Origin of the sequence: Rhizobium sp. P38BS-XIX, assembly GCF_012641435.1 — a bacterium.
Classification (GTDB): domain Bacteria; phylum Pseudomonadota; class Alphaproteobacteria; order Rhizobiales; family Rhizobiaceae; genus Rhizobium.
Genome location: NZ_JABAIJ010000001.1, coordinates 635,440 through 656,519, shown reverse-complemented (window position 1 = coordinate 656,519; position 21,080 = coordinate 635,440). Strand labels below are relative to the sequence as shown.

The window sequence follows — 21,080 nt, the reverse complement described above, 5'->3', positions numbered from 1 at the left end:
TATGAGATTTTTATATTTTTGCCGTTTCAGGCAAATGGAAAACCTAGCAACTCACCCATAGATTCAACAGCGTAGCACCGGAAATGGTCTTGTCGGACACGCGGTGCTGGTGACACTGAAAGGAACTATGATGTCACGCTACACGCATGTCGGCCTCTCCGCCGACCCCCTCCAACGCCCTCGTGCCGCAGCCCTTGCGCGCAACGAACGGCACATCTCTTCGCAAACCTTGCTGGACGGAATTCGCTCCGTCGCTCCACGTCTCGGGCTTGTCCTTCTCATTGCCGCATCCTTGCAGGTGATGATGCATCTGACCGGGCACTGAGTGAAATCGAAGAGATCGAAGAGGAACTATAGACATGGCAAACGCCCAGCACTTTCAACGCCACTCGGCACACAATTCGCTTTCGCCGGCTCCGGCACGCTTCATCATCGGCCGTGACCGCCGCGGCAGTTGGATCGTCCAAGATCGTCAGGGTCTCGTCGGCGGCCTTTTTCGCAACGAGGCAGCCGCCCTGCATTTCGCCGCCGAGGAATGCAACCACAATCCGGCCGACGTCTGCCTGGCGCCCGAAGGCGCCATCCTCGACTTTGACGGCCTTATCCCCGCCTCGTCCAATCTGCACTAAGTGCTGACTTGGACTGCTGCGACATCCGGCCGAACGCTTCCTTAACCCGCCTTCTGTAGGCTTTCGCGCCGGGTGTCCCAGAAACATAGAAGTCCGATGTCGAAGCCTGCATTTCGCTACAGCCACTACGATCTTAAGGAACAACGCGCCGGAACGGTGATCGAGATCGCACTGACGGCCATTGCCAATGTCAGGCTGATGAACGGCTCGAATTTCGAGCGCTTCACGGAAACGCTCAAGCATCAGTTCCTGGGCGGCGTCGCCAAGAAATCGCCGATCCGGCTGACCATCCCCGAAAGCGGCCACTGGCATCTCGTCATCGATATGGAAGGCCATCATGGACAGGCCGAGTCGAATGTGAAGATCGTCGATGCGGCACCGGCTCCCCGCATGCAGAAGGCACCACAGGAAACTACCGCCTGCCGGTAAATTCGGGCTTCAGCGCTCGCCGCGTTCCTTGCGCAGCTTCGACCACCAATCCAGCCTCTTGCGGATTTCCCGCTCGAAACCGCGCTCGGGCGGATCGTAGAAGGTCTGGCGACCCATCTTTTCCGGGAAATAATTCTGACCAGAAAAGGCGTCCGGCTCGTCGTGGTCATAGCGATAGCCGTCGCCATAGCCTTCCGTGCGCATCAACTTCGTTGGCGCATTCAAAATATGCTTGGGTGGAAGCAGCGAACCATTCTGTTTGGCAGCCTGGGTCGCCGCCTTGAAGGCGGTATAGACGGCGTTGGATTTCGGCGCGGTCGCGAGATAGACGCAGGCCTGCGCCAGTGCCAGTTCCCCTTCGGGCGAACCGAGATAATCATAGGCATCCTTGGCGGCATTGCAGATGACCAGGGCCTGCGGATCGGCAAGCCCGATATCCTCCACCGCCATGCGCACCAGCCGGCGCCCCAGATAAAGCGGATCCTCTCCGGCATCGAACATGCGAGCGAGATAATAGAGAGCGGCATCCGGATCTGAGCCACGAACCGATTTATGCAGCGCCGAGATCAGATTGTAGTGACCATCCTGCGCCTTGTCATAGACCGGGGCGCGGCGCTGGACGATCTTGACCAGCATGTCAGGATCGAAGAGCTCGTCCTTGCGCGCCGCACGCCAGACCTCTTCGGCCAGCGTCAGGACGGAGCGGCCATCTCCATCGGCCATGCGGACCAGACTGCCCCGCGCGTCCTCCGTCAGCGGCAGCGGCTTGCCTTCCACCATTTCGGCCCGGCGCAGGAGTTCGCTCAGGCTCTCCTCGTCATGCGAGCGGAATGTCAGCACGCGAGCACGGGAAAGAAGCGCAGCGTTGAGTTCGAAAGATGGATTCTCCGTCGTCGCTCCAACAAGAATGACGGTGCCATCTTCCATTACAGGCAGAAAGCTATCCTGCTGGGCACGATTGAAGCGATGGATCTCATCGACGAACAGCAAGGTCTGACGGCCATCCATGCGGCGCAGCCGTGCCGCCTCGAAAACCTTCTTCAGATCGGCAACGCCGGAAAAGATCGCGGAAATCTGCTCGAAGGCAAGACCCGCCTCGCCCGACAGAAGCCTCGCAACCGTCGTCTTGCCGGTGCCGGGCGGCCCCCAAAAGATCATCGATCCGAGTGAGCCTGCCTCGATCATCCGGCGCAACACGCCGTCTTCGCCGGTCAGATGTTCCTGGCCGGTGACTTCGGTAAGCGTTTGCGGCCGCAGACGATCGGCGAGAGGCCGCTTGTTGGCGACCTCCTCCGGTATCCGCGGTGCAAACAGGTCATCGCTCATCTAAAGAACTGCCGGATACGCTGTCCGTCGCGCTCGATCTCGACACGCCAGAAGCTCGGGTTGGATGTGACGGTTTTTTGAAGGATTTCGGTGGTGTTGATTGCCACGCCATTGATGGAAATGACGATGTCGCGGGCAGCAAATCCGAGCCGCTCGGCCGGAGAGTTCTGCTTCAGGCTCTCGATGACGACGCCCGTTGAATCCGGCGGCAGGTGCAGATCGTCCGCAACGCGCGGCGAGAGATTGGCAACCGTTGTGCCCGAGAACGGATTGTTGCCCTCGATGGTCCGCTCGTCGCGTGGCGTCGATTCAGGCGCGGCGGTGAGCGCCATCGTCGCCTCATGCTCCTTGCCGTTGTCGAGCACCGTCAATGAGACGGTAGCGCCAAGGCCGGCGGTCGTGAGACGATAGCCCAGTGCATCGGGATGCTCGATGGGAATATTGTTCAACGCCGTGATCACTTCACCCGGCTTGAGGCCGGCCTTGGCCGCAGGACCGCCATCGACCACCTTGGTCACCAGGGCGCCGCGCACCTTGTCCAGACCAAGTGCCTCGGCAACATCGGATGTCACCGGCTCGAAGGAGGCGCCGATATAGGGGCGCTCGAAGGACTTGTCGCCACGATCGGCGGCAGCGAGGAAGACCTTGACCAGATTGGCGGGGATCGCAAAGCCAATGCCGTTGGAGCCGCCGCCCTGGGAGAAGATCGCGGTGTTCAGCCCGATTAACTGCCCCGTCATGTTGACGAGCGCACCACCGGAATTGCCGGGATTGATCGACGCATCGGTCTGAATGAAGAAGCCGACTTCGTTCTTCACCTGGTTGCGGGCGAGCGCAGAGACGATGCCGCTTGTGACCGTCTGTCCCACGCCGAAAGGGTTGCCGATCGCGAGTACGAGATCACCGACTTCGATGCCATCGGAATTGCCGAGCGGCAGAACCGGGAAAGTCTCGTTCTTCGACTGGATCTTCAAGACGGCGAGATCGACGCGATCATCCTTCAAGATGACCTTGCAGGGAAACTCGCGGCCATCCGAAAGCGCGATCTTGATGTCATCAGCGCCATCGACGACGTGGTTATTGGTGATGACGGTGCCATTTGCCTCAACGATCACACCCGAGCCCAGCGAGGATTGCTTCTCGGTACGATTCGGCATGCGCTGGCCGAAAAACTGCTCGAAGAAGGGATCGCCGGCGAAGGGAGACTGACGCTGCACGACACGCTCGGCATAGACATTCACCACGGCGCCGGAGGTCTGCTTGACCAGCGGCGCGAAGGAAAGCTGCATCTGCGTCTGGCTTTCCGGCAGAGTCTTTGCCGTCTGAGCCTGAGCGGAAAGCGGCATCGCCATGACGAGAGCAATCATCGAGACGGCAGTGCGCTTCAGAAGGACATGCATGGAAATTTCCCTTTTAAATTCTCTTTAAACAACGTTGTAGCGCCCGACGCTAGAAAGAAAAGAGGGCGGAAGCATGAAGCATAAATGGACGCAGACCACGATAAAAAACAGGCTCGCCGAACAAAAACATGCTGTCATGCATTTCGCGTTGGGAATCGTCAAAGGGAGCCACACATGCGATCCATCCATCTTGCCGCCGCCACTTTCCTCGTCTCGCTGGCCACGACCGGCGTCTCGCATGCCGCCAGCTTCGATTGCGCGGCGCAAAACCTGAAGCCGGACGAGAAGACGATCTGCGACGTCCGCGCCCTTAATGATGCCGATGTAAAGATGGTCACGACCTTCGACCTGCTTTCAGGCCTTCTGGCGATGGGCGCCCGCGGCACAATGCAGGATCAGCAGACGGAATGGCTGAAAAAGCGGCAGGCCTGCGGCGCGGATACTGCGTGCCTTACCTCGTCCTATGAGGAGCGTCTGAAAGTCCTCAACGATACGTACAAGCAGATCAATCGGCCGCTTTGATAGTTTGCTTTACAAAGACGTTGAGGGCTTCACCGGATGCGTCCACTCTCCCCGCCTGCGGGGAGAGGGCCAGAGTGACGGGCAAGCGCAGAAGCAGACAAGCTCTGCCGTTGCGATAAAGCTGGAGGCCCCTCATCCGTCCTCTCATAACCAAGCTGACGCTCGGTTATGAGAGTCCCCTTCTCCCCGCCGCGCGGGGAGAAGGGGCTTGATTATTTCCCACCCAAATCGCGAACTGCACCGCGGTCCGCGCTTGTCGCAAAAGCGGCATAGGCCTTCAGCGCCGTTGTGACGTTGCGCTTGCGCGGTTCGGCCGGATGCCAACCCTTAGCGTTCTGGGCTTCGCGGCGCGCGGCAAGTTCAGCATCGTCGACACGCAGGCTGATGGTGCGGTTCGGGATGTCGATATCGATCATGTCGCCTTCGCGCACCAGACCAATCGTGCCGCCATTGGCTGCTTCCGGCGAAGCATGACCGATGGAGAGACCCGAGGTGCCGCCGGAGAAGCGGCCGTCGGTGATGAGCGCGCAAGCCTTGCCGAGGCCCTTCGACTTCAGGTAGCTCGTCGGATAGAGCATTTCCTGCATGCCGGGGCCGCCCTTCGGGCCTTCGTAGCGGATCACGACGACGTCGCCAGCCACAACTTCGTTGCTGAGGATGCCCTTGACCGCCGCGTCCTGGCTTTCGAAGACTTTGGCCGGACCGGAGAACTTGAGGATCGATTCGTCGACGCCTGCCGTCTTCACGATACAGCCATCGACAGCCAGGTTGCCCTTGAGGACGGCAAGACCGCCATCCTTGGAGAACGGATGCTGGGCATCGCGGATGACGCCATTTTCACGATCGAGATCAAGCTCTTCCCAGCGCGCGCTCTGGCTGAAGGCAACCTGCGTCGGTATACCGCCTGGAGCGGCACTGAAGAGCTCCAGGGCAGCCTTGTTGTCGGTAACGGCGATATCCCACTGTGCCAAAGCCTCGCCCAGCGTCGCAGCGTGAACGGTCGGCAGGTCGGCGTTTATCAGTCCGGCACGGTTCAACTCGCCGAGGATCGCCATGATGCCGCCGGCGCGGTGCACGTCTTCCATGTGAACGTCGGACTTGGCCGGAGCCACCTTGGAAAGGCAGGGAACACGGCGTGACAGACGATCGATATCATCCATCGTGAAGTCGATCTCGCCCTCGTGGGCAGCTGCCAGAATATGCAGAACGGTGTTGGTCGAGCCACCCATCGCGATATCGAGCGCCATGGCATTTTCGAACGCGCCCTTGCTGGCGATCGTCCGAGGCAGCGCCGTCACGTCGTCCTGCTCGTAGTAACGCTTCGCCAAGGCAACGACACGGCGACCGGCTTCGAGGAAGAGTTCCTTGCGATCCGAATGAGTGGCAAGCGTCGAACCGTTACCCGGCAGAGACAGACCGAGGGCCTCGGTCAGACAGTTCATCGAGTTGGCCGTGAACATGCCCGAGCAGGAGCCGCAGGTCGGGCAAGCCGAACGCTCGATGACCTGAACGTCTTCGTCGCTGATCTTGTCGTCGGCAGCGGCAACCATGGCGTCGACCAGATCGAGGGCGACCTTCTTGCCATGTAGAACGACCTTGCCGGCTTCCATCGGGCCGCCGGACACGAAGACTACCGGGATGTTCAGGCGCAGAGAGGCCATCAGCATGCCGGGGGTGATCTTGTCGCAGTTCGAAATGCAGACCATGGCGTCGGCGCAATGGGCGTTGACCATATACTCTACGCTGTCGGCGATCAGCTCGCGCGACGGCAGCGAGTAAAGCATGCCGTCATGGCCCATGGCGATACCATCGTCGACGGCGATGGTGTTGAATTCCTTGGCAACGCCGCCGGCCGCTTCGATTTCGCGCGCGACGAGCTGGCCGAGATCCTTGAGGTGCACGTGGCCCGGCACGAACTGGGTGAAGGAGTTGACCACTGCAATGATAGGCTTGCCGAAATCGCTGTCCTTCATACCCGTCGCACGCCAAAGGCCGCGCGCACCGGCCATGTTGCGGCCGTGGGTGGTGGTTCTGGAACGATAAGCTGGCATGGTGTCTTCCTCGTCATCCTGGAATTTGCGCGGCGTCGGCAGGGGCCAAAGGTTTCGGGCCGAAGGGGACGCCGGCAACTCCGCTTTTTGGAATTGTCCTAATCCAATCGTGCAATACTGTCACTATCAACTCAAGCGAATCCGGTACGCTGCGGACAAGTGCTGCATCCGGACAGACAAGCGTTACGCCCACAATTGGGGACGGTGTAGGCCGTTCACAAGCGCACACAAAAAGTTGCTTTCACTTCCAAAGAAATGCCTGCCTAAGAGTGTAACAAAATCCGTGTCTGTTGCGTATCGCTCATATCGAAGCTGCTTTCGCATAAAGGAATTCTTCCATGGCCGCCTATCGTCCGCCGAAAATCGCCTCATCCGAGATCACACCGCGCTCGGTCTACCTGAAGCGGCGTGACTTTCTGACGGCTGCGGCAGCCGGTGTCGGCATGGCAGCGATCGGCGGCAAGGCAGCGATGGCCGATGCGCTGACGGCGACCAAGAGCAACTACACGGTCGATGAAAAGCTGACGCCGATCAAGGACGTCACCACCTATAACAACTTCTACGAATTCGGTCTCGACAAGGCCGATCCGGCCAGCCTCTCCGGCAAGTTCAAGCCACGGCCCTGGACGATCAAGGTCGACGGCATGGTCAACAAGCCCGGCACATTCGATGTCGATGCGCTGATCAAGGAATTCCCGCCGGAAGAACGCGTCTATCGCATGCGCTGCGTCGAGGCATGGTCGATGGTCATTCCCTGGGACGGCTTCCCGCTTTCAGCACTGCTCGACAAGGTAGAGCCTCAAGGCAGCGCCAAGTTCGTGGCTTTCGAGACGATCGTTCGCCCGGAGGAGATGCCGGGGCAGTCAGGCGTCTTCCAATCGCTGAACTGGCCCTATGTCGAAGGTCTGCGGCTGGACGAAGCCCGCAATCCGCTGACGCTGCTCGCCGTCGGTCTTTACGGTGAAACCCTGCCGAACCAGAACGGCGCGCCGATCCGGCTCGTCGTGCCCTGGAAGTATGGCTTCAAAGGCATCAAGTCGATCGTGCGCATCACGCTGACCGACAAGCAGCCGATGAACACCTGGCAGGAAACCAACAGCCAGGAATACGGCTTCTATGCCAACGTCAACCCCGCCGTCGACCATCCGCGCTGGAGCCAGGCCACCGAGCGTCGCATCGGCGAAGGCGGCTTCTTCGGCTCCAACCGTCATCCCACCCTGCCCTTCAACGGCTACGCCGATCAGGTCGCGAGCCTCTATAGCGGCATGGATCTCAGGGTGAATTTCTGATGGCTGGTTCTCTCGCCCTGCCGAAACGCTGGCAGTCGGCTTCCGTCTGGGTGCTTTACGTCGTCGGACTGCTGCCGGCCGCCTGGGAGTTCTATCTTGGCGCGACGGATCAGCTGGGCGCCGATGCCGTCAAGACCTTCGAGCTTTTCCTGGGACTCTGGGCGATCCGCTTCCTATTGTTGACGCTGGCGATCACACCGCTTCGCGATCTCTTCAGCTGGAATTATCTGCGTTATCGCCGTGCGCTTGGTCTGCTCTGTTTCTACTATGCGCTGATGCATCTCGCCGTCTACATGATCCTCGATCAGGCGCTGGACGTGCAGGCCGTCATCGACGACGTGCTCAAGCGGCCTTTCATCATGTTCGGCATGGCTGGTCTCGTCATGCTGCTCGTGCTGGCCGTGACCTCGAACAACTTCTCGATCAAACAGCTCGGTAAGAAATGGATCTGGCTGCATCGGCTGGTCTATATCGTTGCCGCCTGCGGCGCGCTGCATTTCGCTCTGTCGACCAAGATCCTGTCTCTGGAGCAATATATCTATATCGGCCTGCTGATCGCCATGATCTTCTACAGATCCTATAGGCCGATCATGATGGAGAGGCGTCGCGCCGCGCGCCGACCAGCGGCGGCATCCGGTTCCAGAGCGGCCTGAACGCGGCCGCCCTGCCTTGTCAAATGATCATTATTCCGCAGCGCTGGCGATCTTCGCCTGACCTTGTTCCTGCACTTCGACCGTTGCCGTCAGGCCAGCGATCAGCTTCGTGCCGTCAGGCACCTTATCAAGCGAGATACGCACCGGCACACGCTGCGCCAGACGCACCCAGCTGAAGGTCGGCGTGATGTTGGCCAGCAGGCTGCCGGAGGTACGCTCGCGGTCTTCGATCCCATAAGCGATGCTGTCGACGTGCCCCGTCAGCTTCTCGGACTGACCCATCAGATGAATATGGACTTCGTCGCCAACATGGATGCGCGGCAACTTGGTTTCTTCGAAATAGCCTTCGACACGCAGGGAATCGGTGTCGATCAGCGCCACCTTGGCAGTGCCGGCGGAGACATAATCGCCCGGACGCAAGCTGAGGTTTGAAATCGTGCCGTTGACGGTGGCGCGGATCTCGGAGCGATCGAGGTTCAATTGGGCCAGCTCGCGATTGGCAGTTGCCTGACGCAAGGAGGCTTCAGCCTGCTCTTCAGTTGTCTGCGCCTGCTCCTTTTGCTGAAGCGAAGCCGCATCGCCAAGGCGGGACTGACGCTGGTTTTCCCGGCGCGCCTGATCGAGAGCCGCCTTGCTGCTGGCAAGGGCTGCATCCGCCTGTTCGAGAGCGATGGCAAAACGATCGCGATCGACGCGGAAGAGAACGTCGCCCTTCTTGACGCTCTGATTGTCCTTGACGAGCACGTCGCTCACGAGACCTGAAACGTCTGGCGCAATGCCGACGACATCCGCTCTCAGTCGCGCATCGCGCGTCCAGGGCTCGTCCATGTAGTGGCCCCAGAGCTGGCGACCGACATAGACGGCAGCGATAACGAAAATGAGTGTGACGGCCACGCGGCCGATGAGTTTTAACGCGTTCATGTGAAGTACCAACGAGAGACAGAGGAGACTGCGCCGAGCAAAAGAACGTAGAGCGCAAGATCGAAGAGACCGCGGTGCCAGACCAGGGTGTAGGCTCCGATCCACGCCAGCAGACGCCGAAGGATGATGACGACAAACAGCGTCACCAGCATGAGAACCAGAAGGCGGGGCATATAGACGCCATAAAGATCGAATTCTGCGGGCATGATATTACTCGGCGGCAATGTGAAGATGGTGGGTGGTTTCGGTCACGGGCGGTTGCCAGCTCGCTGGCGGCTCGGCATGCGGGAAAAGCGCTCGACGAAGGCCAACGAGCGCATCCAGGCTTGCGCGCCCGGATTGGCGCTTTTCCTGCGCGACGACTTCGAGGCCGTGGTCGATCGACACGCGCAGAGTGTCTACCGGATCAACCGCGCGCCCAGCCTTCAGGCGCGAACGATAGAAATCGGATACGCCGATCAGAACCTCGTTGACGGATGCGGCCGAAGCAGAACTCAGCCGGCCACGTTCCTTCTGCAGCATCAGCACGTTGAAGCCGAGGCGGACATCGGCGTAGCCGTCGACCTTCTTCAACTCGCGATCTTCGATGCCTGCAAGGCGCGGCACGAGCTGGCCCAGGCGATCGAGGATGCGGCCGGACAGGCGTTCGTAATCGGCCCGACGAATACCGGCCGCTGTTTCCGCCAGATCTCTCCAGCCGGCCCGAACCAGCCGCCATGCGGCAAGCTCCGAACCAAACGGACGGGTCAGCAATGTCCAGACCAGGGCAAAGCCGATACCGGCCAGAGCCGCGATCGAGCTGTTCGCAAAGCTTGCGAAATCGGCAGTGTAACGATCCTGCAACGCGATGAACGATGCACCGTTTACGGCCAGAAGCATGGCCAGCAGGTTCGTCTGCGGGCGCGGAATCAGCAACCCCATGACGAGGAACGGCGGCGCAAAGACCAGCACCAGCATTTCGAAGCCGGAAATGGCTGGCAATACGCCGAAAATATAGATGCCGGCGATGACGAGGCTCATCGCACTCCAGATAAACATGGAGGTGATGAATGGCGCAGGTCGATCGAGCGCGGCAAAAAACGAGCAGGCGACGGCGGCCATCGTAATGAAGCCCGCGCCATCTTCCCAACCGGAATAGATCCAGAAGAAACAGCCGATCATGATACCGACGACGACCGCACTGGCCGAGAAGGCCAGCAGCGCATAATCGTAATGCCTGATATGGGCAACGACGTTGCGGTGGCGAAAGGCGGGGCGCCACGTGCCGACCTGCTGACCGGATATGATCTGATCCCGCAGGGTCAGGCAATCCTGCCAGAGATCGACAATCTCCTTCAGCCTGGCCAAAGCGCTTGAACGAACGAGATCGTCCCAGCCGAGATCGAGATCGTTTTCCTGCAGCTCCTCGATTTTCTTCGAGAGGGTATCGGCAGTCTCATCCGCCCTGCTGCGCCCACCCTGCCCGATCCAGTCGGCCACATCGTTCAGGACGCAGACCAGCTGTTGCGGCAGCGGTTTGCCGCCGGCCTTCAATGCATGCAGGCGATCCGCAAGAGAGGAGAAGAGCGGCAGCAACATCAACAGGCGGCCGCGCAATTCGCGCGAATGCCGGACGATATCCCGGCTGCCGGCATCATATTTCAGCTGGCTGATGACGAGATCGAGGCCGGAGACATCGGCCGCAAGCTTCTGCCGCTTCAGCGGCGTTGCCGGCGAGGCGCCCTCGCCGCGCAGGATCTCATCCGCCCATGTGCCGGCATCATCCAGCCAGGAGCTGACACGCTGACCAAGCACCGAACCGACACTCGTCGGAAAGACGATGGCACTCACGACGCTTGCACAGACTATACCGATGATGATTTCTTCGGAGCGGGCCAGCGCCACGTCGAACACCGTTTCCGGCGCCCCTACGGTCGGCAGCGCAATCAGCGGCAGAGAGTAGCCGGCCAGCATGAAGACATAGCTGCGCGACGTGCGGTCCAGCATCGAAATAAACAATAGAGTGCCGGTCCAGAGCGCAACGACGATGGAAAGCAGCTCCGGCGCATTGACGAAGAGCGGCACGAGGATCACCGACGCGGTGGCGCCAATCAGCGTACCAAGAGCACGGAACAGGCCTTTGGAGCTGGTTGCTCCGGCCAGCGGATTGGCGACCACGTAGACGGCGGCCATCGCCCAGTAGGGTCGCGGCAGGTCCAGCGACAGCGCGATAAACAGCGCCATGATCGCGGCTATGAAAGCTTTGACCGAAAACAGCCAATCGCGCCAGGACGGCATGCTCATAGCGCCTTCTCCCGCTCCGGCTCAGCGGCCGCGGCATCGAACTCCTCGAAGGCCTTCAGCACGCGAATGGCAGCCTCGATATCGGCCCGATCGACATTTGAGAGGATATTCCCGCGCAGCTCGTCGAGCGCATCCTCCATTCGAGACGCCAGCTTTTCGCCCTCCGGCGTCAGCCAGAGGCCTTTTGCGCGACGATCGGTCGGGTCGTCCTTGCGGACGACGAGATCCATGCTTTCGAGCTGATCGATCAGCCGCACCAGCGATGGGCCTTCGATGCCGACATAGGTCGCAATCGCCACCTGCCGCACGCCTCCGCCCAAGCGGCCGATCCACAGCAGCGGCGCGGCCGCGGCCTCCGATATGCCATAGGAACTCAGCGCGACATCCACCACGCGGCGCCATTGGCGCCCCGTGGTCAGCAGATTGGCGGTGAAGATACGTTGCAGGGTGTTTAGCGATTTCATTGCATGAAAGTAGCACTAAACTAATTAGGATTCAAATTATTATAATCCAAAGCGCCATTCGAAATTCGAGAAGCAGCCATGCGAATATCGATGGGCAGTGCGGCTCAATGACGATCCGGCTCATCAAGGTAGGAACAGATCATTCTGACGAGCTCTCGTCTCATCTCAGGCAAGCCCAACGTTCCTTTCCGAGCCGCGTTATGGATGACGCCTTCGACAACACCGGCAAGAAGCTGTGCCAGGACCTCTACGGAAGCGCCGTTTGCGGTCTTGCGATAGGTCGTGACGAAATTTCCGTAGTGCTGCTGATAATCCGAGAGAAATGCCTCGTGAGCCGATCGCGTGCCTTCCACACCGGGAACCTCGTCCAGCAGGACCCTATGGAGTTCCGGATCCAGGCGGTGGGCATCTATCATGCCTTGAACAAGGGCTTCGACGCCGTGCTGCAATGTCCCCTCGGTGGCGGTCGCAGCACGCAGGACCGCAAGCACTTCCTCGAAATGACGACGTCTTATGGCTTCGACCAGAGACAGCTTGTCCGGAAAATACTGGTAGAGCGATCCGATGCTGATGCCCGCGACCGCAGCCACCATATTCGTCGTGAAACCGGCCCATCCGCGATCACCCAAAACGCGAGCACCGGCTTCGATAATCGCATCCACGGTCGCCCGCGAACGCGCCTGGCTCGGCATTTTGCGCATCGTGGAACGCGGCTTTTGAATGCGAGTAGACATGCGCCCCGCCCTCTCTGAAAATATAAACAGGTTACTCGCATTTTCACGATCGACGAAAGGGCTATCATCATGAGCGAATTATCATTGCTGCGAACGCTGTTCGAATATCAGGCGTGGGCGAATGAAGACTTGCTTGCCAGCATCGGCCGGCTTCATGGCGCTCACCATGGTCAGGAACGCCATATCGCGATCCGGCTGATGAACCATTCGCTGGTCGTCGCCCGGATTTTTGCCGCACATCTGGCGGGCCGGGAACATGGCTACACAGAAGACAACACAGCCGAGACGCCCTCCCTGTCGGAGCTTCATGCCGCACTCGCCGTCTCGGATCAGTGGTACCTGGAGTATCTTGAAACCATAAGCTCCGATCTCCTGTCGGAAGCTCTGCCATTTGTCTTCACCGATGGAGACAGAGGCTGCATGACTAGGCGGGAAATGCTCCTGCATGTGGTCACGCATGGAGGCTATCACAGAGGTGAAATCGGCCGGCTTCTCGCACAACTCTCCATCACGCCGCCCTGGGATACGCTTGCGGTTCATCTGCATCGCACAGATCCATCACGTCGCATGGCGGCAGCTGCAGAATGATACGCGAGCGTCAAGCCCGGCGTTGCCGTACGGGTAATGCCCAATCCAGCAGCAATGCCGCCGCGATACCGGCGGCATAGGCCAGAATGTTCCATGGGGAAAATACGCGCCCCAGCAGCAAGGCTCCCGCATTGGTCAATCGAAATGCATCCAGCGCCGGTGTATGCCACAGCCTGAAAAGCTCGACGCCGACAGCCAGGATCAGCGCGGCCAAGGCAATTCCATCCCTTCTCACGTCGACAAAAATCGCCGCCAGAAGCCAATAGACCATCGTCCCCCACAAAATCGAACCGCCATATTTGACGACGGCGAAAGACAGGCCAGCCGCATAACCGAAGTGTCGCAGCGCAAGGCCACAGGTGATCGTCAGCACAAACGCCAGGATCAGCGCGCCTCTCCGACGACGGACTCGTATCGATTTATCCATGCGCCCTTCCCTTGATCATCGCCGGATAGATTTTCCGGTCATTACAAAGGCAGCGCCTTCATTCACTCCGATCTATCGAAAATGTCTTGGGATATTACAAGGCCAGGCTGCAATTTTGCCATGCTCCTCATATCTTCGGAAAGAAGGAGATTGTCGCTGCGTGGGGGGGGAGCGTTTCAAATGGCCAAAATCGTGTCCTCGGACGAACCGCTGTCTTTCCTCGATAGCTATCTCCATCCCGATCCACGCCACTCCGATCTCACCGGCGTCTCCCGCTTTGCAATCGAATTTCTGTTCTTCGGCCTGAAGGAGGCTCGTGCCTGCCTCTTCGCAGGATTGTTCTTTCTTGCGGTCTTTGTCGTACCGCGAGCGGGCTTGTTCCATATCCAGCGCTACGACGTGTTGCTGATCATCGCTCTGACTATCCAGCTTTGGATGATATGGGCAAAGCTCGAGACTCTCGACGAGTTGAAGGCGGTGTGCCTGTTTCATCTCGTCGGATTTGCCCTCGAAGTCTTCAAGACCTCCGGTAGTATCCAGTCATGGACCTATCCTGATCCGGCCTATACGAAGTTATTCGGCGTCCCCTTGTTTTCCGGCTTCATGTACGCCGCGGTCGGTAGTTACATCATTCAGGCGTGGCGGCTTTTCGATCTCCGCATCAAGCATCATCCACCCTATTGGATGGCAGGAATGCTCGCATTCGTAATCTACGCGAACTTCTTTGCGCATCATTACATCGGCGACTACCGCTGGTATATCGCCGCCTGCCTTATCGGACTCTATGCGCGCTCGACGGTAATCTTTCGCCCCTATGATCGCGATCGTCGCATGCCACTGCTTTTGTCATTCGTGCTGATCGGCTTCTTCATCTGGCTGGCCGAGAATATCAGCACGTTTCTAGGAGTCTGGAAGTATCCCAACCAGCTCGGCGCGTGGTCGATGGTTCATATCGGCAAATGGAGTTCCTGGTGCCTGCTGGTCATCATGACCTTCACCATCGTCGCCAATCTGAAGCACATCAAGAAGCATATTCATATTCCGGATTAACGCTCCCGATCCAAAGCGACCATGACATCATGACAATGCAAAAAGGCCGGATGATTTCTCATCCGGCCTTTCAATCTCTCGTCCGAAGCTCGCCTTAAGCGGCTGCAGCTTCTTCCTCAGCAGCAACGCGAGCCTTGTCGGCTGCGCCCTTGGCATTGACGTCGCGATCAACGAACTCGACAACTGCGAGAGCGGCATTGTCGCCCTGGCGGAAGCCGGCCTTCATGATACGCAGGTAGCCGCCGTTGCGGGTGGCGTAGCGGGTTGCAATCGCATCGAACAGCTTCGAAACGACGGCAGCGTCGCGGATCTGCGAGATGGCCTGACGACGAGCGTGCAGGTCGCCGCGCTTGCCAAGGGTTACCAGCTTCTCGACGATCGGACGAATTTCCTTCGCCTTCGGGAGCGTGGTGACGATCTGCTCATGGGTAATGAGCGAAGCTGCCATGTTGGCGAACATCGCCTTACGGTGGCTAGCGGTTCTATTCAGCTTGCGGCCGGCTTTACCGTGGCGCATTGCTATTCTCCTTCACTTGCAGGCATCACGCGCCTGCCGTTTGAAACGTTAGTACTGGTCTTCGTATCGCTTGGCGAGATCTTCGATGTTCTCGGGCGGCCATGCCGGCACTTCCATGCCGAGGTGCAGGCCCATGGAAGCGAGAACTTCCTTGATTTCGTTCAGCGACTTGCGACCAAAATTCGGCGTGCGGAGCATTTCTGCTTCGGTCTTCTGAATGAGGTCGCCGATGTAGACGATGTTGTCGTTCTTCAGGCAGTTTGCCGAACGAACGGACAGTTCGAGTTCGTCCACCTTCTTGAGGAGGGCCGGGTTGAAAGCGAGTTCGGTAACTGCTTCCTCTTCGGTTTCCTTCTGCGGCTCGTCGAAGTTGACGAACACGCCAAGCTGATCCTGAAGAATGCGAGCCGCGAAAGCGACAGCATCTTCACCGCTGATCGAACCATCGGTTTCCAGCGACATGCTCAGCTTGTCGTAGTCGAGAACCTGTCCTTCACGGGTATTTTCAACCTTGTAGGACACCTTCTTGACCGGCGAATAGAGGCTGTCGACCGGAATGAGACCGATCGGAGCATCTTCCGCACGATTGCGCTCGGCCGGGACATAGCCCTTGCCGTTGTTGACGGTGAATTCCATGCGGATTTCGGCGCCCTCATCGAGCGTGCAGATGACATGCTCGGGGTTGAGGATTTCGATATCGCCGACCGTCTGAATGTCGCCAGCCGTTACAACGCCTGGGCCCTGCTTGCGCACGACCATACGCTTTGCGTCGTCGCCATCCATCTTGATGGCGATCTCCTTGATGTTCAGCACGATGTCCGTCACGTCTTCCCGGACGCCCGGGATAGAGGAGAACTCATGCAGCACGCCGTCGATCTGCACGGCCGTTACAGCGGCACCGCGCAGAGAAGACAGCAGAACGCGGCGCAGCGCGTTGCCGAGGGTAAGACCGAAGCCACGCTCCAGCGGTTCGGCCACGAGCGTTGCCTTGGTACGGCCGCTCGAGGTGAACTCGACCTTGTTGGGCTTGATCAGTTCCTGCCAGTTTTTCTGAATCATATTTTTGCCTTCCGTTCGTTGCCACCATCCAATCGTGGCAACCGAGCTTGAGTAACACCAAGCCGGGCGCATCTACCCCGGCAGGTGTCGTGAGTGGCGATGATCAGACGCGACGCTTCTTGCGCGGGCGGCAACCATTGTGCGGGATCGGCGTCACGTCGCGGATGGACGTGATCATGAAACCAGCAGCCTGGAGGGCGCGCAGAGCGGATTCACGACCGGAGCCCGGACCGCAAACTTCAACTTCCAGCGACTTCATGCCGTGTTCCTGAGCCTTCTTGGCGCAGTCTTCGGCAGCGATCTGAGCAGCGAACGGGGTCGACTTGCGCGAACCCTTGAAGCCCTTGGCACCAGCGGACGACCAGGCAATCGCGTTGCCCTGTGCGTCGGTGATGGTGATCATCGTGTTGTTGAAGGTCGAGTTGACGTGTGCGACGCCCGACGTGATGTTTTTACGTTCGCGACGACGAACGCGTACGGCTTCCTTGGCCATGTTAGTCCTTTCTTGGATCTCTGCACCGCCGTAATCCCAGCGGCTCCACCGAAGCGGCACCCACAGAGTACCGCTTCAAACTCAAAAGAGGCCGGCGGACCGCCAGCCTCCCACATCCGGTTGCCCGGAAATTACTTCTTCTTACCAGCAATCGCCTTTGCCGGACCCTTACGGGTGCGGGCATTGGTGTGGGTGCGCTGGCCGCGAACCGGCAGGCCGCGACGATGGCGAAGACCACGGTAAGAACCCAGGTCCATCAGACGCTTGATGTTCATCGCGGTTTCGCGACGCAGGTCACCTTCGACCTGATAATCACGGTCGATGGTTTCGCGGATCTGCAGAACTTCAGCATCCGTCAACTGGTTGACGCGACGCTCGGCCGGAATACCGACCTTCTCGCAGATTTCCTGTGCAAACTTAGGTCCGATCCCGTGAATGTAACGAAGCGCGATAACTACGCGCTTTGCAGTCGGGATGTTGACGCCAGCGATACGAGCCACGCCTGTTCTCCTTGCATTCCTTTTGCCGAGGCAAAGGTCTTGTTATGCAGCCCGGGAGCTGCTTGTTCAATGTGAGTCCGCAACATGTCAAAACGACCGTACCCGGACTTCCCGTTGGAAATCCGCGCCGATCGCACAGTATGTCGCGAGTTGGCGCGGTGTTTAGCGGAATCAGTGCGAAAAAGCAACCGCTCCAGCTAGTTTATTTTAGGCTATCTAAAGCTTAGCCAGGATAGCCTCTACGCTGTCGGTCACATGCTCGATATCGGCCATGCCGTCGATGCTCTGCAACTTGCCCTTTGCATAGTAGTAACCGATGAGCGGCGAGGTCTCCTTGTAGTAGACCTGAAGGCGAGTCGCCATCGTTTCGGCATTGTCGTCAGGGCGGCGCTTGAAATGCGTCGAACCGCATTTGTCGCAAACGCCGGCTGTTGCCGGAACCTTGTCCGTGTCGTGGTAGACACTGCCGCAGTTCGAGCAGGAGTAACGGCCTGAGACGCGGCGAATCAGCTCGGCATCATCAACCTTCAGCTCGATGACGACGGAAAGCTCAAGGCCCTTGGCACTCAGCATCTTCTCGGTGGCATCGGCCTGCACCAGCGTGCGCGGGAAACCATCGAGAATGAAGCCCTTGGCGCAATCCGGCTGATCGATGCGCTCCGAAACGATAGCATTGACGACCTCATCCGGAACCAGCTTTCCTGCCTTCATCAAGGCATCAGCTCGCTTGCCGACTTCCGTCTCGGCCTGCACGGCCGCACGTAGCATATCGCCTGTGGACAGCTGCGGAACGCCGTGCTTCTCCACGATACGCTGGGCCTGGGTCCCCTTACCTGCTCCCGGCGGCCCTAAAAGTATGAGTCTCATCGCCCCCTCTTTCCTCCACGCAACTTCGATTTCTTGATCAGGCCTTCATACTGCTGTGCAATCAGGTGACCCTGAATCTGCGCCACCGTATCCAGCGTAACGCTAACCACGATCAGAAGCGAAGTGCCACCCAGAGACAAGGGAATACCGGTCTGGGACACGAGAATTTCGGGCAGGATGCAGACGAAGACGAGATAGATCGCGCCGATCACCGTGATTCGGGTCAGCACATAATCGATATACTCGGCGGTGCGCTCACCCGGACGGATGCCGGGAATGAAGCCGCCGTGCTTCTTCAGATTGTCGGCAGTGTCCTTCGGATTGAAGACGAGAGCCGTGTAGAAGAAGGCGAAGAAGGCAATCAGAGCGCCGTAAAGCACCATGTAGACGGGCTGGCCATGGCCAAGCGCGGCAACGATCGAGGTAACCCAGGTCGGAAGAGCCGTGTTGTTACCAAGACCGGCAACCGTCGCCGGCAGCAGCAGCAGCGACGATGCAAAGATCGCCGGGATAACGCCCGACGTGTTCAGCTTCAGCGGCAGATGCGACGTATCGCCCTGGAACATACGCGTGCCAACCTGGCGCTTCGGATACTGGATCAGAAGGCGACGCTGGGCGCGCTCGACAAAAACGATCAGCGCAATCACCAGAACGGCGACGACGAGAACCGCAAGAATGAGGCCTGTGGACAACGCGCCCGTACGGCCGAGTTCAAGGGTGCCGGCAAGAGCCGTCGGCAGACCGGCCGCGATACCGGCGAAGATGATCAGCGAAATACCGTTGCCGATACCACGCGACGTCACCTGCTCGCCGAGCCACATCAGGAACATCGTGCCGCCGAGCAGCGTGATGACCGTCGAGATACGGAAGAACCAGCCCGGATCAATGACGACGCCGTTGCCATGCTCAAGGCCAATCGCAATGCCATAGGCCTGCAAAGCGCCGAGCAGCACCGTGCCGTAGCGGGTGTACTGGTTGATGATCTTACGACCCTGCTCGCCTTCCTTCTTCAGGTTTTCGAGCGAGGGAACGACCGACGTCATCAGCTGAACGATGATCGAGGCCGAAATATAGGGCATGATGCCGAGCGCGAAGATCGCCATGCGCTGCACGGCGCCGCCCGAAAACATGTTGAAGAGGCCGAGAATACCGCCCGACTGATTCTGGAACGCCTGCGCGTATGCAGCAGGATTGAGACCAGGAAGCGGAATATGGGTACCGAGACGGTAAACGAGGAGAGCGCCGAGCGTAAACCACAGGCGCTTCTTGAGATCCTCAGCCTTGGCAAAGGTCGAGAAATTGAGATTGGACGCCAATTGTTCCGCTGCAGAAGCCATACAAATCTCCGCACTACCAATTCCGGCATGATCGGCCGGGTCCGGAATCAGTAAGTAAATTGTTCAAAATTCGGGCATTGGGCGGATTGCAATGCAATCGGGCGCCTCACCCTTGGTTCCCGTTATCAACCGGAAAGACGCGTTCGCTTCGTTCAGGTTCGTGAGGCTCACATATGGGAGAAAAATCGCCCGAAGTGAAGCACCTCGGGCGATCTTTAATAATATTATTCTGCAGCAGGAGCTTCTGCAGCAGAAGCAAGCAGCTTGATGGAGCCGCCGGCCTTTTCGATCTTTTCGACAGCCGGCTTGGAAGCGCCTGCAACTTCAAGCGTAATCTTCGCCTTCAGTTCGCCGTCGGACAGAACGCGAACGCCGTCCTTGACGCGACGAATCACGCCTGCAGCCTTGAGAGCGGCAGCATCGACCGTCTGCTTGGCATCGAGCTTGCCGGCATCGACGGCAGCCTGGATGCGAGCCAGCGATACGACAACGTAATCGGCAGCAAAGATGTTGTTGAAGCCGCGCTTCGGCAGGCGACGATAGATGGGCATCTGACCACCTTCGAAGCCGTTGATGGCAACACCCGAACGGGACTTCTGACCCTTCACACCACGGCCACCGGTCTTACCGGAGCCGGAGCCAATGCCGCGGCCGAGGCGCTTGCGGCTGTGGGTCGAGCCTTCGTTATCCTTGATCTCATTCAGTTTCATAGCGAATTACCCCCGGCTCACTTCTCGTCGACAACGCGAACGAGATGCTGGACAGCACGGATCATGCCACGAACGGCCGGAGTATCTTCCAGCGTGCGGCGACGGTGCATCTTGTTCAGTCCGAGACCGATCAGCGTCTTCTGCTGAACGTCCGGACGGCGGATCGGGCTGCCTACCTGCTCGACCGTAACGGTCTTCTTGGCTTCAGCTTTCTTGGTCGTCTTGGCCATAGCTCAAACTCCCTTATTCTTCGGAGGCATTGCCCGAAGCGGCACGACGAGCCTGCAGGGTGGCATACTTGATGCCGCGCTGAGCTGCGATGTCCTTCGGGTGAACCTGGTGCTTCAGGGCGTCGAACGTGGCGCGAACCATGTTGTACGGGTTCGACGAGCCGGTCGACTTTGCAACGACGTCATGAACGCCGAGCGTTTCGAAAACGGCGCGCATCGGGCCACCAGCGATGATACCGGTACCGACTTTGGCCGAACGCAGCAGAACCTTGCCGGCGCCGTGACGGCCATGAACGTCGTGATGCAGCGTACGGCCGTCACGCAGCGGTACGAAGATCATGTCGCGCTTGGCGCTTTCGGTAGCCTTGCGGATCGCTTCCGGCACTTCTCGTGCCTTGCCGTGACCAAAGCCTACGCGGCCCTTCTGGTCGCCGACGACGACGAGAGCGGCGAAACCGAAGCGACGGCCACCCTTAACAACCTTGGCGACGCGGTTGATCGCGACAAGCTTGTCGACGAATTCGCTGTCGCGCTCTTCACGGCTCTGACGGTCTTCCCGCGGAGCCCTCTTTTCCTGTGCCATTGTCCTCTTCCTTTTTCT

The 21,080-nt window shown here is 59.1% G+C and carries 26 protein-coding genes; 8 read left to right on the top strand and 18 right to left on the bottom strand.

All coding sequences use genetic code 11. From position 1 onward, the window contains the following. Nucleotides 1–130 precede the first annotated feature (130 nt). From HGP17_RS03210 to HGP17_RS03200, 3 genes are all read left to right on the top strand, one after another. Entirely contained in the window at nucleotides 131–325 is a 195-nt protein-coding gene (locus HGP17_RS03210) for a hypothetical protein (protein ID WP_168805856.1), read from the top strand. Nucleotides 326–359: 34 nt separating this feature from the next. Further along, the gene (locus HGP17_RS03205; protein ID WP_168805854.1) at nucleotides 360–629 is read left to right on the top strand and encodes a hypothetical protein; all 270 of its coding nucleotides are present in this window, start codon (nucleotides 360–362) and stop codon (nucleotides 627–629) included. A 96-nt stretch (nucleotides 630–725) separates the two neighbouring features. Beyond that, the gene (locus tag HGP17_RS03200) at nucleotides 726–1,058 is read left to right on the top strand and encodes a DUF1883 domain-containing protein (RefSeq protein WP_168805852.1); all 333 of its coding nucleotides are present in this window, start codon (nucleotides 726–728) and stop codon (nucleotides 1,056–1,058) included. A 9-nt stretch (nucleotides 1,059–1,067) separates the two neighbouring features. Here the strand turns inward: HGP17_RS03200 and HGP17_RS03195 are convergent, their stop codons facing one another. Then, nucleotides 1,068–2,384, bottom strand: coding sequence for a replication-associated recombination protein A (locus HGP17_RS03195; protein WP_168805850.1), 1,317 nt, complete (start codon nucleotides 2,382–2,384; stop codon nucleotides 1,068–1,070). After that, a complete protein-coding gene (locus HGP17_RS03190) occupies nucleotides 2,381–3,784 on the bottom strand; it encodes a DegQ family serine endoprotease (protein ID WP_168805848.1) in 1,404 nt (467 codons plus the stop codon). Before HGP17_RS03190 ends, HGP17_RS03195 begins: the two co-directional genes overlap by 4 nt. Nucleotides 3,785–3,958: 174 nt before the next feature. Here HGP17_RS03190 and HGP17_RS03185 point away from each other — a divergent pair, with 174 nt between their 5' ends. After that, a complete protein-coding gene (locus HGP17_RS03185; RefSeq protein ID WP_168805846.1) occupies nucleotides 3,959–4,306 on the top strand; it encodes a hypothetical protein in 348 nt (115 codons plus the stop codon). A gap of 212 nt (nucleotides 4,307–4,518) precedes the next feature. Here the strand turns inward: HGP17_RS03185 and ilvD are convergent, their stop codons facing one another. After that, on the bottom strand, nucleotides 4,519–6,357 hold the full coding sequence (gene ilvD, locus HGP17_RS03180) for a dihydroxy-acid dehydratase (RefSeq protein ID WP_168805844.1): 1,839 nt from the start codon (nucleotides 6,355–6,357) through the stop codon (nucleotides 4,519–4,521). 338 nt (nucleotides 6,358–6,695) lie between these two features. Between ilvD and msrP the strand changes: the two genes are divergently transcribed. Continuing rightward, the gene (msrP, locus tag HGP17_RS03175; protein ID WP_168805842.1) at nucleotides 6,696–7,646 is read left to right on the top strand and encodes a protein-methionine-sulfoxide reductase catalytic subunit MsrP; all 951 of its coding nucleotides are present in this window, start codon (nucleotides 6,696–6,698) and stop codon (nucleotides 7,644–7,646) included. Then, entirely contained in the window at nucleotides 7,643–8,299 is a 657-nt protein-coding gene (gene msrQ / locus HGP17_RS03170) for a protein-methionine-sulfoxide reductase heme-binding subunit MsrQ (protein WP_168808066.1), read from the top strand. Before msrP ends, msrQ begins: the two co-directional genes overlap by 4 nt. Before the next feature lie 30 nt (nucleotides 8,300–8,329). On the opposite strand, the gene HGP17_RS03165 is transcribed toward msrQ, so the two are convergent. From HGP17_RS03165 to HGP17_RS03145, 5 genes are all read right to left on the bottom strand, one after another. After that, on the bottom strand, nucleotides 8,330–9,220 hold the full coding sequence (locus HGP17_RS03165) for an HlyD family secretion protein (RefSeq protein ID WP_168805840.1): 891 nt from the start codon (nucleotides 9,218–9,220) through the stop codon (nucleotides 8,330–8,332). After that, nucleotides 9,217–9,426 (bottom strand): DUF1656 domain-containing protein, encoded by a 210-nt coding sequence (locus HGP17_RS03160; RefSeq protein ID WP_168805838.1) that lies wholly within the window; start codon nucleotides 9,424–9,426, stop codon nucleotides 9,217–9,219. The genes HGP17_RS03165 and HGP17_RS03160 overlap by 4 nt, the downstream gene beginning before the upstream one ends. Before the next feature lie 4 nt (nucleotides 9,427–9,430). Then, nucleotides 9,431–11,503, bottom strand: a complete 2,073-nt coding sequence (locus HGP17_RS03155) for an FUSC family protein (protein WP_168805836.1) — start codon at nucleotides 11,501–11,503, stop codon at nucleotides 9,431–9,433. After that, the gene (locus HGP17_RS03150) at nucleotides 11,500–11,967 is read right to left on the bottom strand and encodes a MarR family transcriptional regulator (protein WP_168805834.1); all 468 of its coding nucleotides are present in this window, start codon (nucleotides 11,965–11,967) and stop codon (nucleotides 11,500–11,502) included. The genes HGP17_RS03155 and HGP17_RS03150 overlap by 4 nt, the downstream gene beginning before the upstream one ends. Before the next feature lie 104 nt (nucleotides 11,968–12,071). After that, nucleotides 12,072–12,701, bottom strand: coding sequence for a TetR/AcrR family transcriptional regulator (locus HGP17_RS03145; RefSeq protein ID WP_168805832.1), 630 nt, complete (start codon nucleotides 12,699–12,701; stop codon nucleotides 12,072–12,074). 69 nt (nucleotides 12,702–12,770) lie between these two features. On the opposite strand from HGP17_RS03145, the gene HGP17_RS03140 reads away from it, so the two are divergent. Further along, the gene (locus HGP17_RS03140) at nucleotides 12,771–13,289 is read left to right on the top strand and encodes a DinB family protein (protein ID WP_168805830.1); all 519 of its coding nucleotides are present in this window, start codon (nucleotides 12,771–12,773) and stop codon (nucleotides 13,287–13,289) included. Between the two features lie 10 nt (nucleotides 13,290–13,299). On the opposite strand, the gene HGP17_RS03135 is transcribed toward HGP17_RS03140, so the two are convergent. Beyond that, a complete protein-coding gene (locus tag HGP17_RS03135) occupies nucleotides 13,300–13,716 on the bottom strand; it encodes a DUF2809 domain-containing protein (RefSeq protein WP_168805828.1) in 417 nt (138 codons plus the stop codon). A 180-nt stretch (nucleotides 13,717–13,896) separates the two neighbouring features. Between HGP17_RS03135 and HGP17_RS03130 the strand changes: the two genes are divergently transcribed. Further along, complete coding sequence (locus HGP17_RS03130) at nucleotides 13,897–14,766, top strand: DUF817 domain-containing protein (protein WP_168805826.1); 870 nt, start codon at nucleotides 13,897–13,899, stop codon at nucleotides 14,764–14,766. Nucleotides 14,767–14,860: 94 nt separating this feature from the next. Here HGP17_RS03130 and rplQ read toward each other — a convergent pair whose 3' ends face one another. The 9 genes from rplQ to rpsE form a co-directional block, all read right to left on the bottom strand. After that, nucleotides 14,861–15,283, bottom strand: a complete 423-nt coding sequence (gene rplQ, locus HGP17_RS03125; RefSeq protein ID WP_015339614.1) for a 50S ribosomal protein L17 — start codon at nucleotides 15,281–15,283, stop codon at nucleotides 14,861–14,863. A gap of 48 nt (nucleotides 15,284–15,331) precedes the next feature. After that, nucleotides 15,332–16,342: a DNA-directed RNA polymerase subunit alpha gene (locus tag HGP17_RS03120; RefSeq protein WP_034507362.1), complete on the bottom strand. Its 1,011-nt coding sequence runs from the start codon at nucleotides 16,340–16,342 to the stop codon at nucleotides 15,332–15,334. A gap of 103 nt (nucleotides 16,343–16,445) precedes the next feature. After that, nucleotides 16,446–16,835, bottom strand: coding sequence for a 30S ribosomal protein S11 (gene rpsK, locus HGP17_RS03115; RefSeq protein ID WP_004118426.1), 390 nt, complete (start codon nucleotides 16,833–16,835; stop codon nucleotides 16,446–16,448). 131 nt (nucleotides 16,836–16,966) lie between these two features. Next, nucleotides 16,967–17,335 carry a 30S ribosomal protein S13 gene (rpsM, locus tag HGP17_RS03110; RefSeq protein ID WP_004118424.1) on the bottom strand — a complete coding sequence of 123 codons (369 nt, stop codon included), beginning with the start codon at nucleotides 17,333–17,335 and terminating at the stop codon, nucleotides 16,967–16,969. A gap of 216 nt (nucleotides 17,336–17,551) precedes the next feature. Continuing rightward, nucleotides 17,552–18,202 carry an adenylate kinase gene (locus HGP17_RS03105; protein WP_168805824.1) on the bottom strand — a complete coding sequence of 217 codons (651 nt, stop codon included), beginning with the start codon at nucleotides 18,200–18,202 and terminating at the stop codon, nucleotides 17,552–17,554. Beyond that, the gene (gene secY / locus HGP17_RS03100) at nucleotides 18,199–19,539 is read right to left on the bottom strand and encodes a preprotein translocase subunit SecY (RefSeq protein WP_168805822.1); all 1,341 of its coding nucleotides are present in this window, start codon (nucleotides 19,537–19,539) and stop codon (nucleotides 18,199–18,201) included. The genes HGP17_RS03105 and secY overlap by 4 nt, the downstream gene beginning before the upstream one ends. A 224-nt stretch (nucleotides 19,540–19,763) precedes the next feature. Further along, complete coding sequence (rplO, locus tag HGP17_RS03095; protein ID WP_168805820.1) at nucleotides 19,764–20,249, bottom strand: 50S ribosomal protein L15; 486 nt, start codon at nucleotides 20,247–20,249, stop codon at nucleotides 19,764–19,766. Between the two features lie 17 nt (nucleotides 20,250–20,266). After that, nucleotides 20,267–20,479, bottom strand: a complete 213-nt coding sequence (rpmD, locus tag HGP17_RS03090) for a 50S ribosomal protein L30 (RefSeq protein ID WP_168805818.1) — start codon at nucleotides 20,477–20,479, stop codon at nucleotides 20,267–20,269. A gap of 13 nt (nucleotides 20,480–20,492) precedes the next feature. Beyond that, a complete protein-coding gene (gene rpsE, locus HGP17_RS03085) occupies nucleotides 20,493–21,062 on the bottom strand; it encodes a 30S ribosomal protein S5 (protein ID WP_004118414.1) in 570 nt (189 codons plus the stop codon). Nucleotides 21,063–21,080 lie beyond the last annotated feature (18 nt).

Excerpts from the sequence above, each read along its gene's own strand:
- HGP17_RS03210 (WP_168805856.1), top strand. The coding sequence starts at position 131 with ATGTCACGCTACACGCATGTCGGCCTCTCCGCCGACCCCCTCCAACGC.
- HGP17_RS03205 (WP_168805854.1), top strand. The coding sequence starts at position 360 with ATGGCAAACGCCCAGCACTTTCAACGCCACTCGGCACACAATTCGCTT.
- HGP17_RS03200 (WP_168805852.1), top strand. The coding sequence starts at position 726 with ATGTCGAAGCCTGCATTTCGCTACAGCCACTACGATCTTAAGGAACAA.
- HGP17_RS03195 (WP_168805850.1), bottom strand. The coding sequence starts at position 2,384 with ATGAGCGATGACCTGTTTGCACCGCGGATACCGGAGGAGGTCGCCAAC.
- HGP17_RS03190 (WP_168805848.1), bottom strand. The coding sequence starts at position 3,784 with ATGCATGTCCTTCTGAAGCGCACTGCCGTCTCGATGATTGCTCTCGTC.
- HGP17_RS03185 (WP_168805846.1), top strand. The coding sequence starts at position 3,959 with ATGCGATCCATCCATCTTGCCGCCGCCACTTTCCTCGTCTCGCTGGCC.
- ilvD (WP_168805844.1), bottom strand. The coding sequence starts at position 6,357 with ATGCCAGCTTATCGTTCCAGAACCACCACCCACGGCCGCAACATGGCC.
- msrP (WP_168805842.1), top strand. The coding sequence starts at position 6,696 with ATGGCCGCCTATCGTCCGCCGAAAATCGCCTCATCCGAGATCACACCG.
- HGP17_RS03165 (WP_168805840.1), bottom strand. The coding sequence starts at position 9,220 with ATGAACGCGTTAAAACTCATCGGCCGCGTGGCCGTCACACTCATTTTC.
- HGP17_RS03160 (WP_168805838.1), bottom strand. The coding sequence starts at position 9,426 with ATGCCCGCAGAATTCGATCTTTATGGCGTCTATATGCCCCGCCTTCTG.
- HGP17_RS03155 (WP_168805836.1), bottom strand. The coding sequence starts at position 11,503 with ATGAGCATGCCGTCCTGGCGCGATTGGCTGTTTTCGGTCAAAGCTTTC.
- HGP17_RS03150 (WP_168805834.1), bottom strand. The coding sequence starts at position 11,967 with ATGAAATCGCTAAACACCCTGCAACGTATCTTCACCGCCAATCTGCTG.
- HGP17_RS03145 (WP_168805832.1), bottom strand. The coding sequence starts at position 12,701 with ATGTCTACTCGCATTCAAAAGCCGCGTTCCACGATGCGCAAAATGCCG.
- HGP17_RS03140 (WP_168805830.1), top strand. The coding sequence starts at position 12,771 with ATGAGCGAATTATCATTGCTGCGAACGCTGTTCGAATATCAGGCGTGG.
- HGP17_RS03135 (WP_168805828.1), bottom strand. The coding sequence starts at position 13,716 with ATGGATAAATCGATACGAGTCCGTCGTCGGAGAGGCGCGCTGATCCTG.
- HGP17_RS03130 (WP_168805826.1), top strand. The coding sequence starts at position 13,897 with ATGGCCAAAATCGTGTCCTCGGACGAACCGCTGTCTTTCCTCGATAGC.
- rplQ (WP_015339614.1), bottom strand. The coding sequence starts at position 15,283 with ATGCGCCACGGTAAAGCCGGCCGCAAGCTGAATAGAACCGCTAGCCAC.
- HGP17_RS03120 (WP_034507362.1), bottom strand. The coding sequence starts at position 16,342 with ATGATTCAGAAAAACTGGCAGGAACTGATCAAGCCCAACAAGGTCGAG.
- rpsK (WP_004118426.1), bottom strand. The coding sequence starts at position 16,835 with ATGGCCAAGGAAGCCGTACGCGTTCGTCGTCGCGAACGTAAAAACATC.
- HGP17_RS03105 (WP_168805824.1), bottom strand. The coding sequence starts at position 18,202 with ATGAGACTCATACTTTTAGGGCCGCCGGGAGCAGGTAAGGGGACCCAG.
- secY (WP_168805822.1), bottom strand. The coding sequence starts at position 19,539 with ATGGCTTCTGCAGCGGAACAATTGGCGTCCAATCTCAATTTCTCGACC.
- rplO (WP_168805820.1), bottom strand. The coding sequence starts at position 20,249 with ATGAAACTGAATGAGATCAAGGATAACGAAGGCTCGACCCACAGCCGC.
- rpmD (WP_168805818.1), bottom strand. The coding sequence starts at position 20,479 with ATGGCCAAGACGACCAAGAAAGCTGAAGCCAAGAAGACCGTTACGGTC.
- rpsE (WP_004118414.1), bottom strand. The coding sequence starts at position 21,062 with ATGGCACAGGAAAAGAGGGCTCCGCGGGAAGACCGTCAGAGCCGTGAA.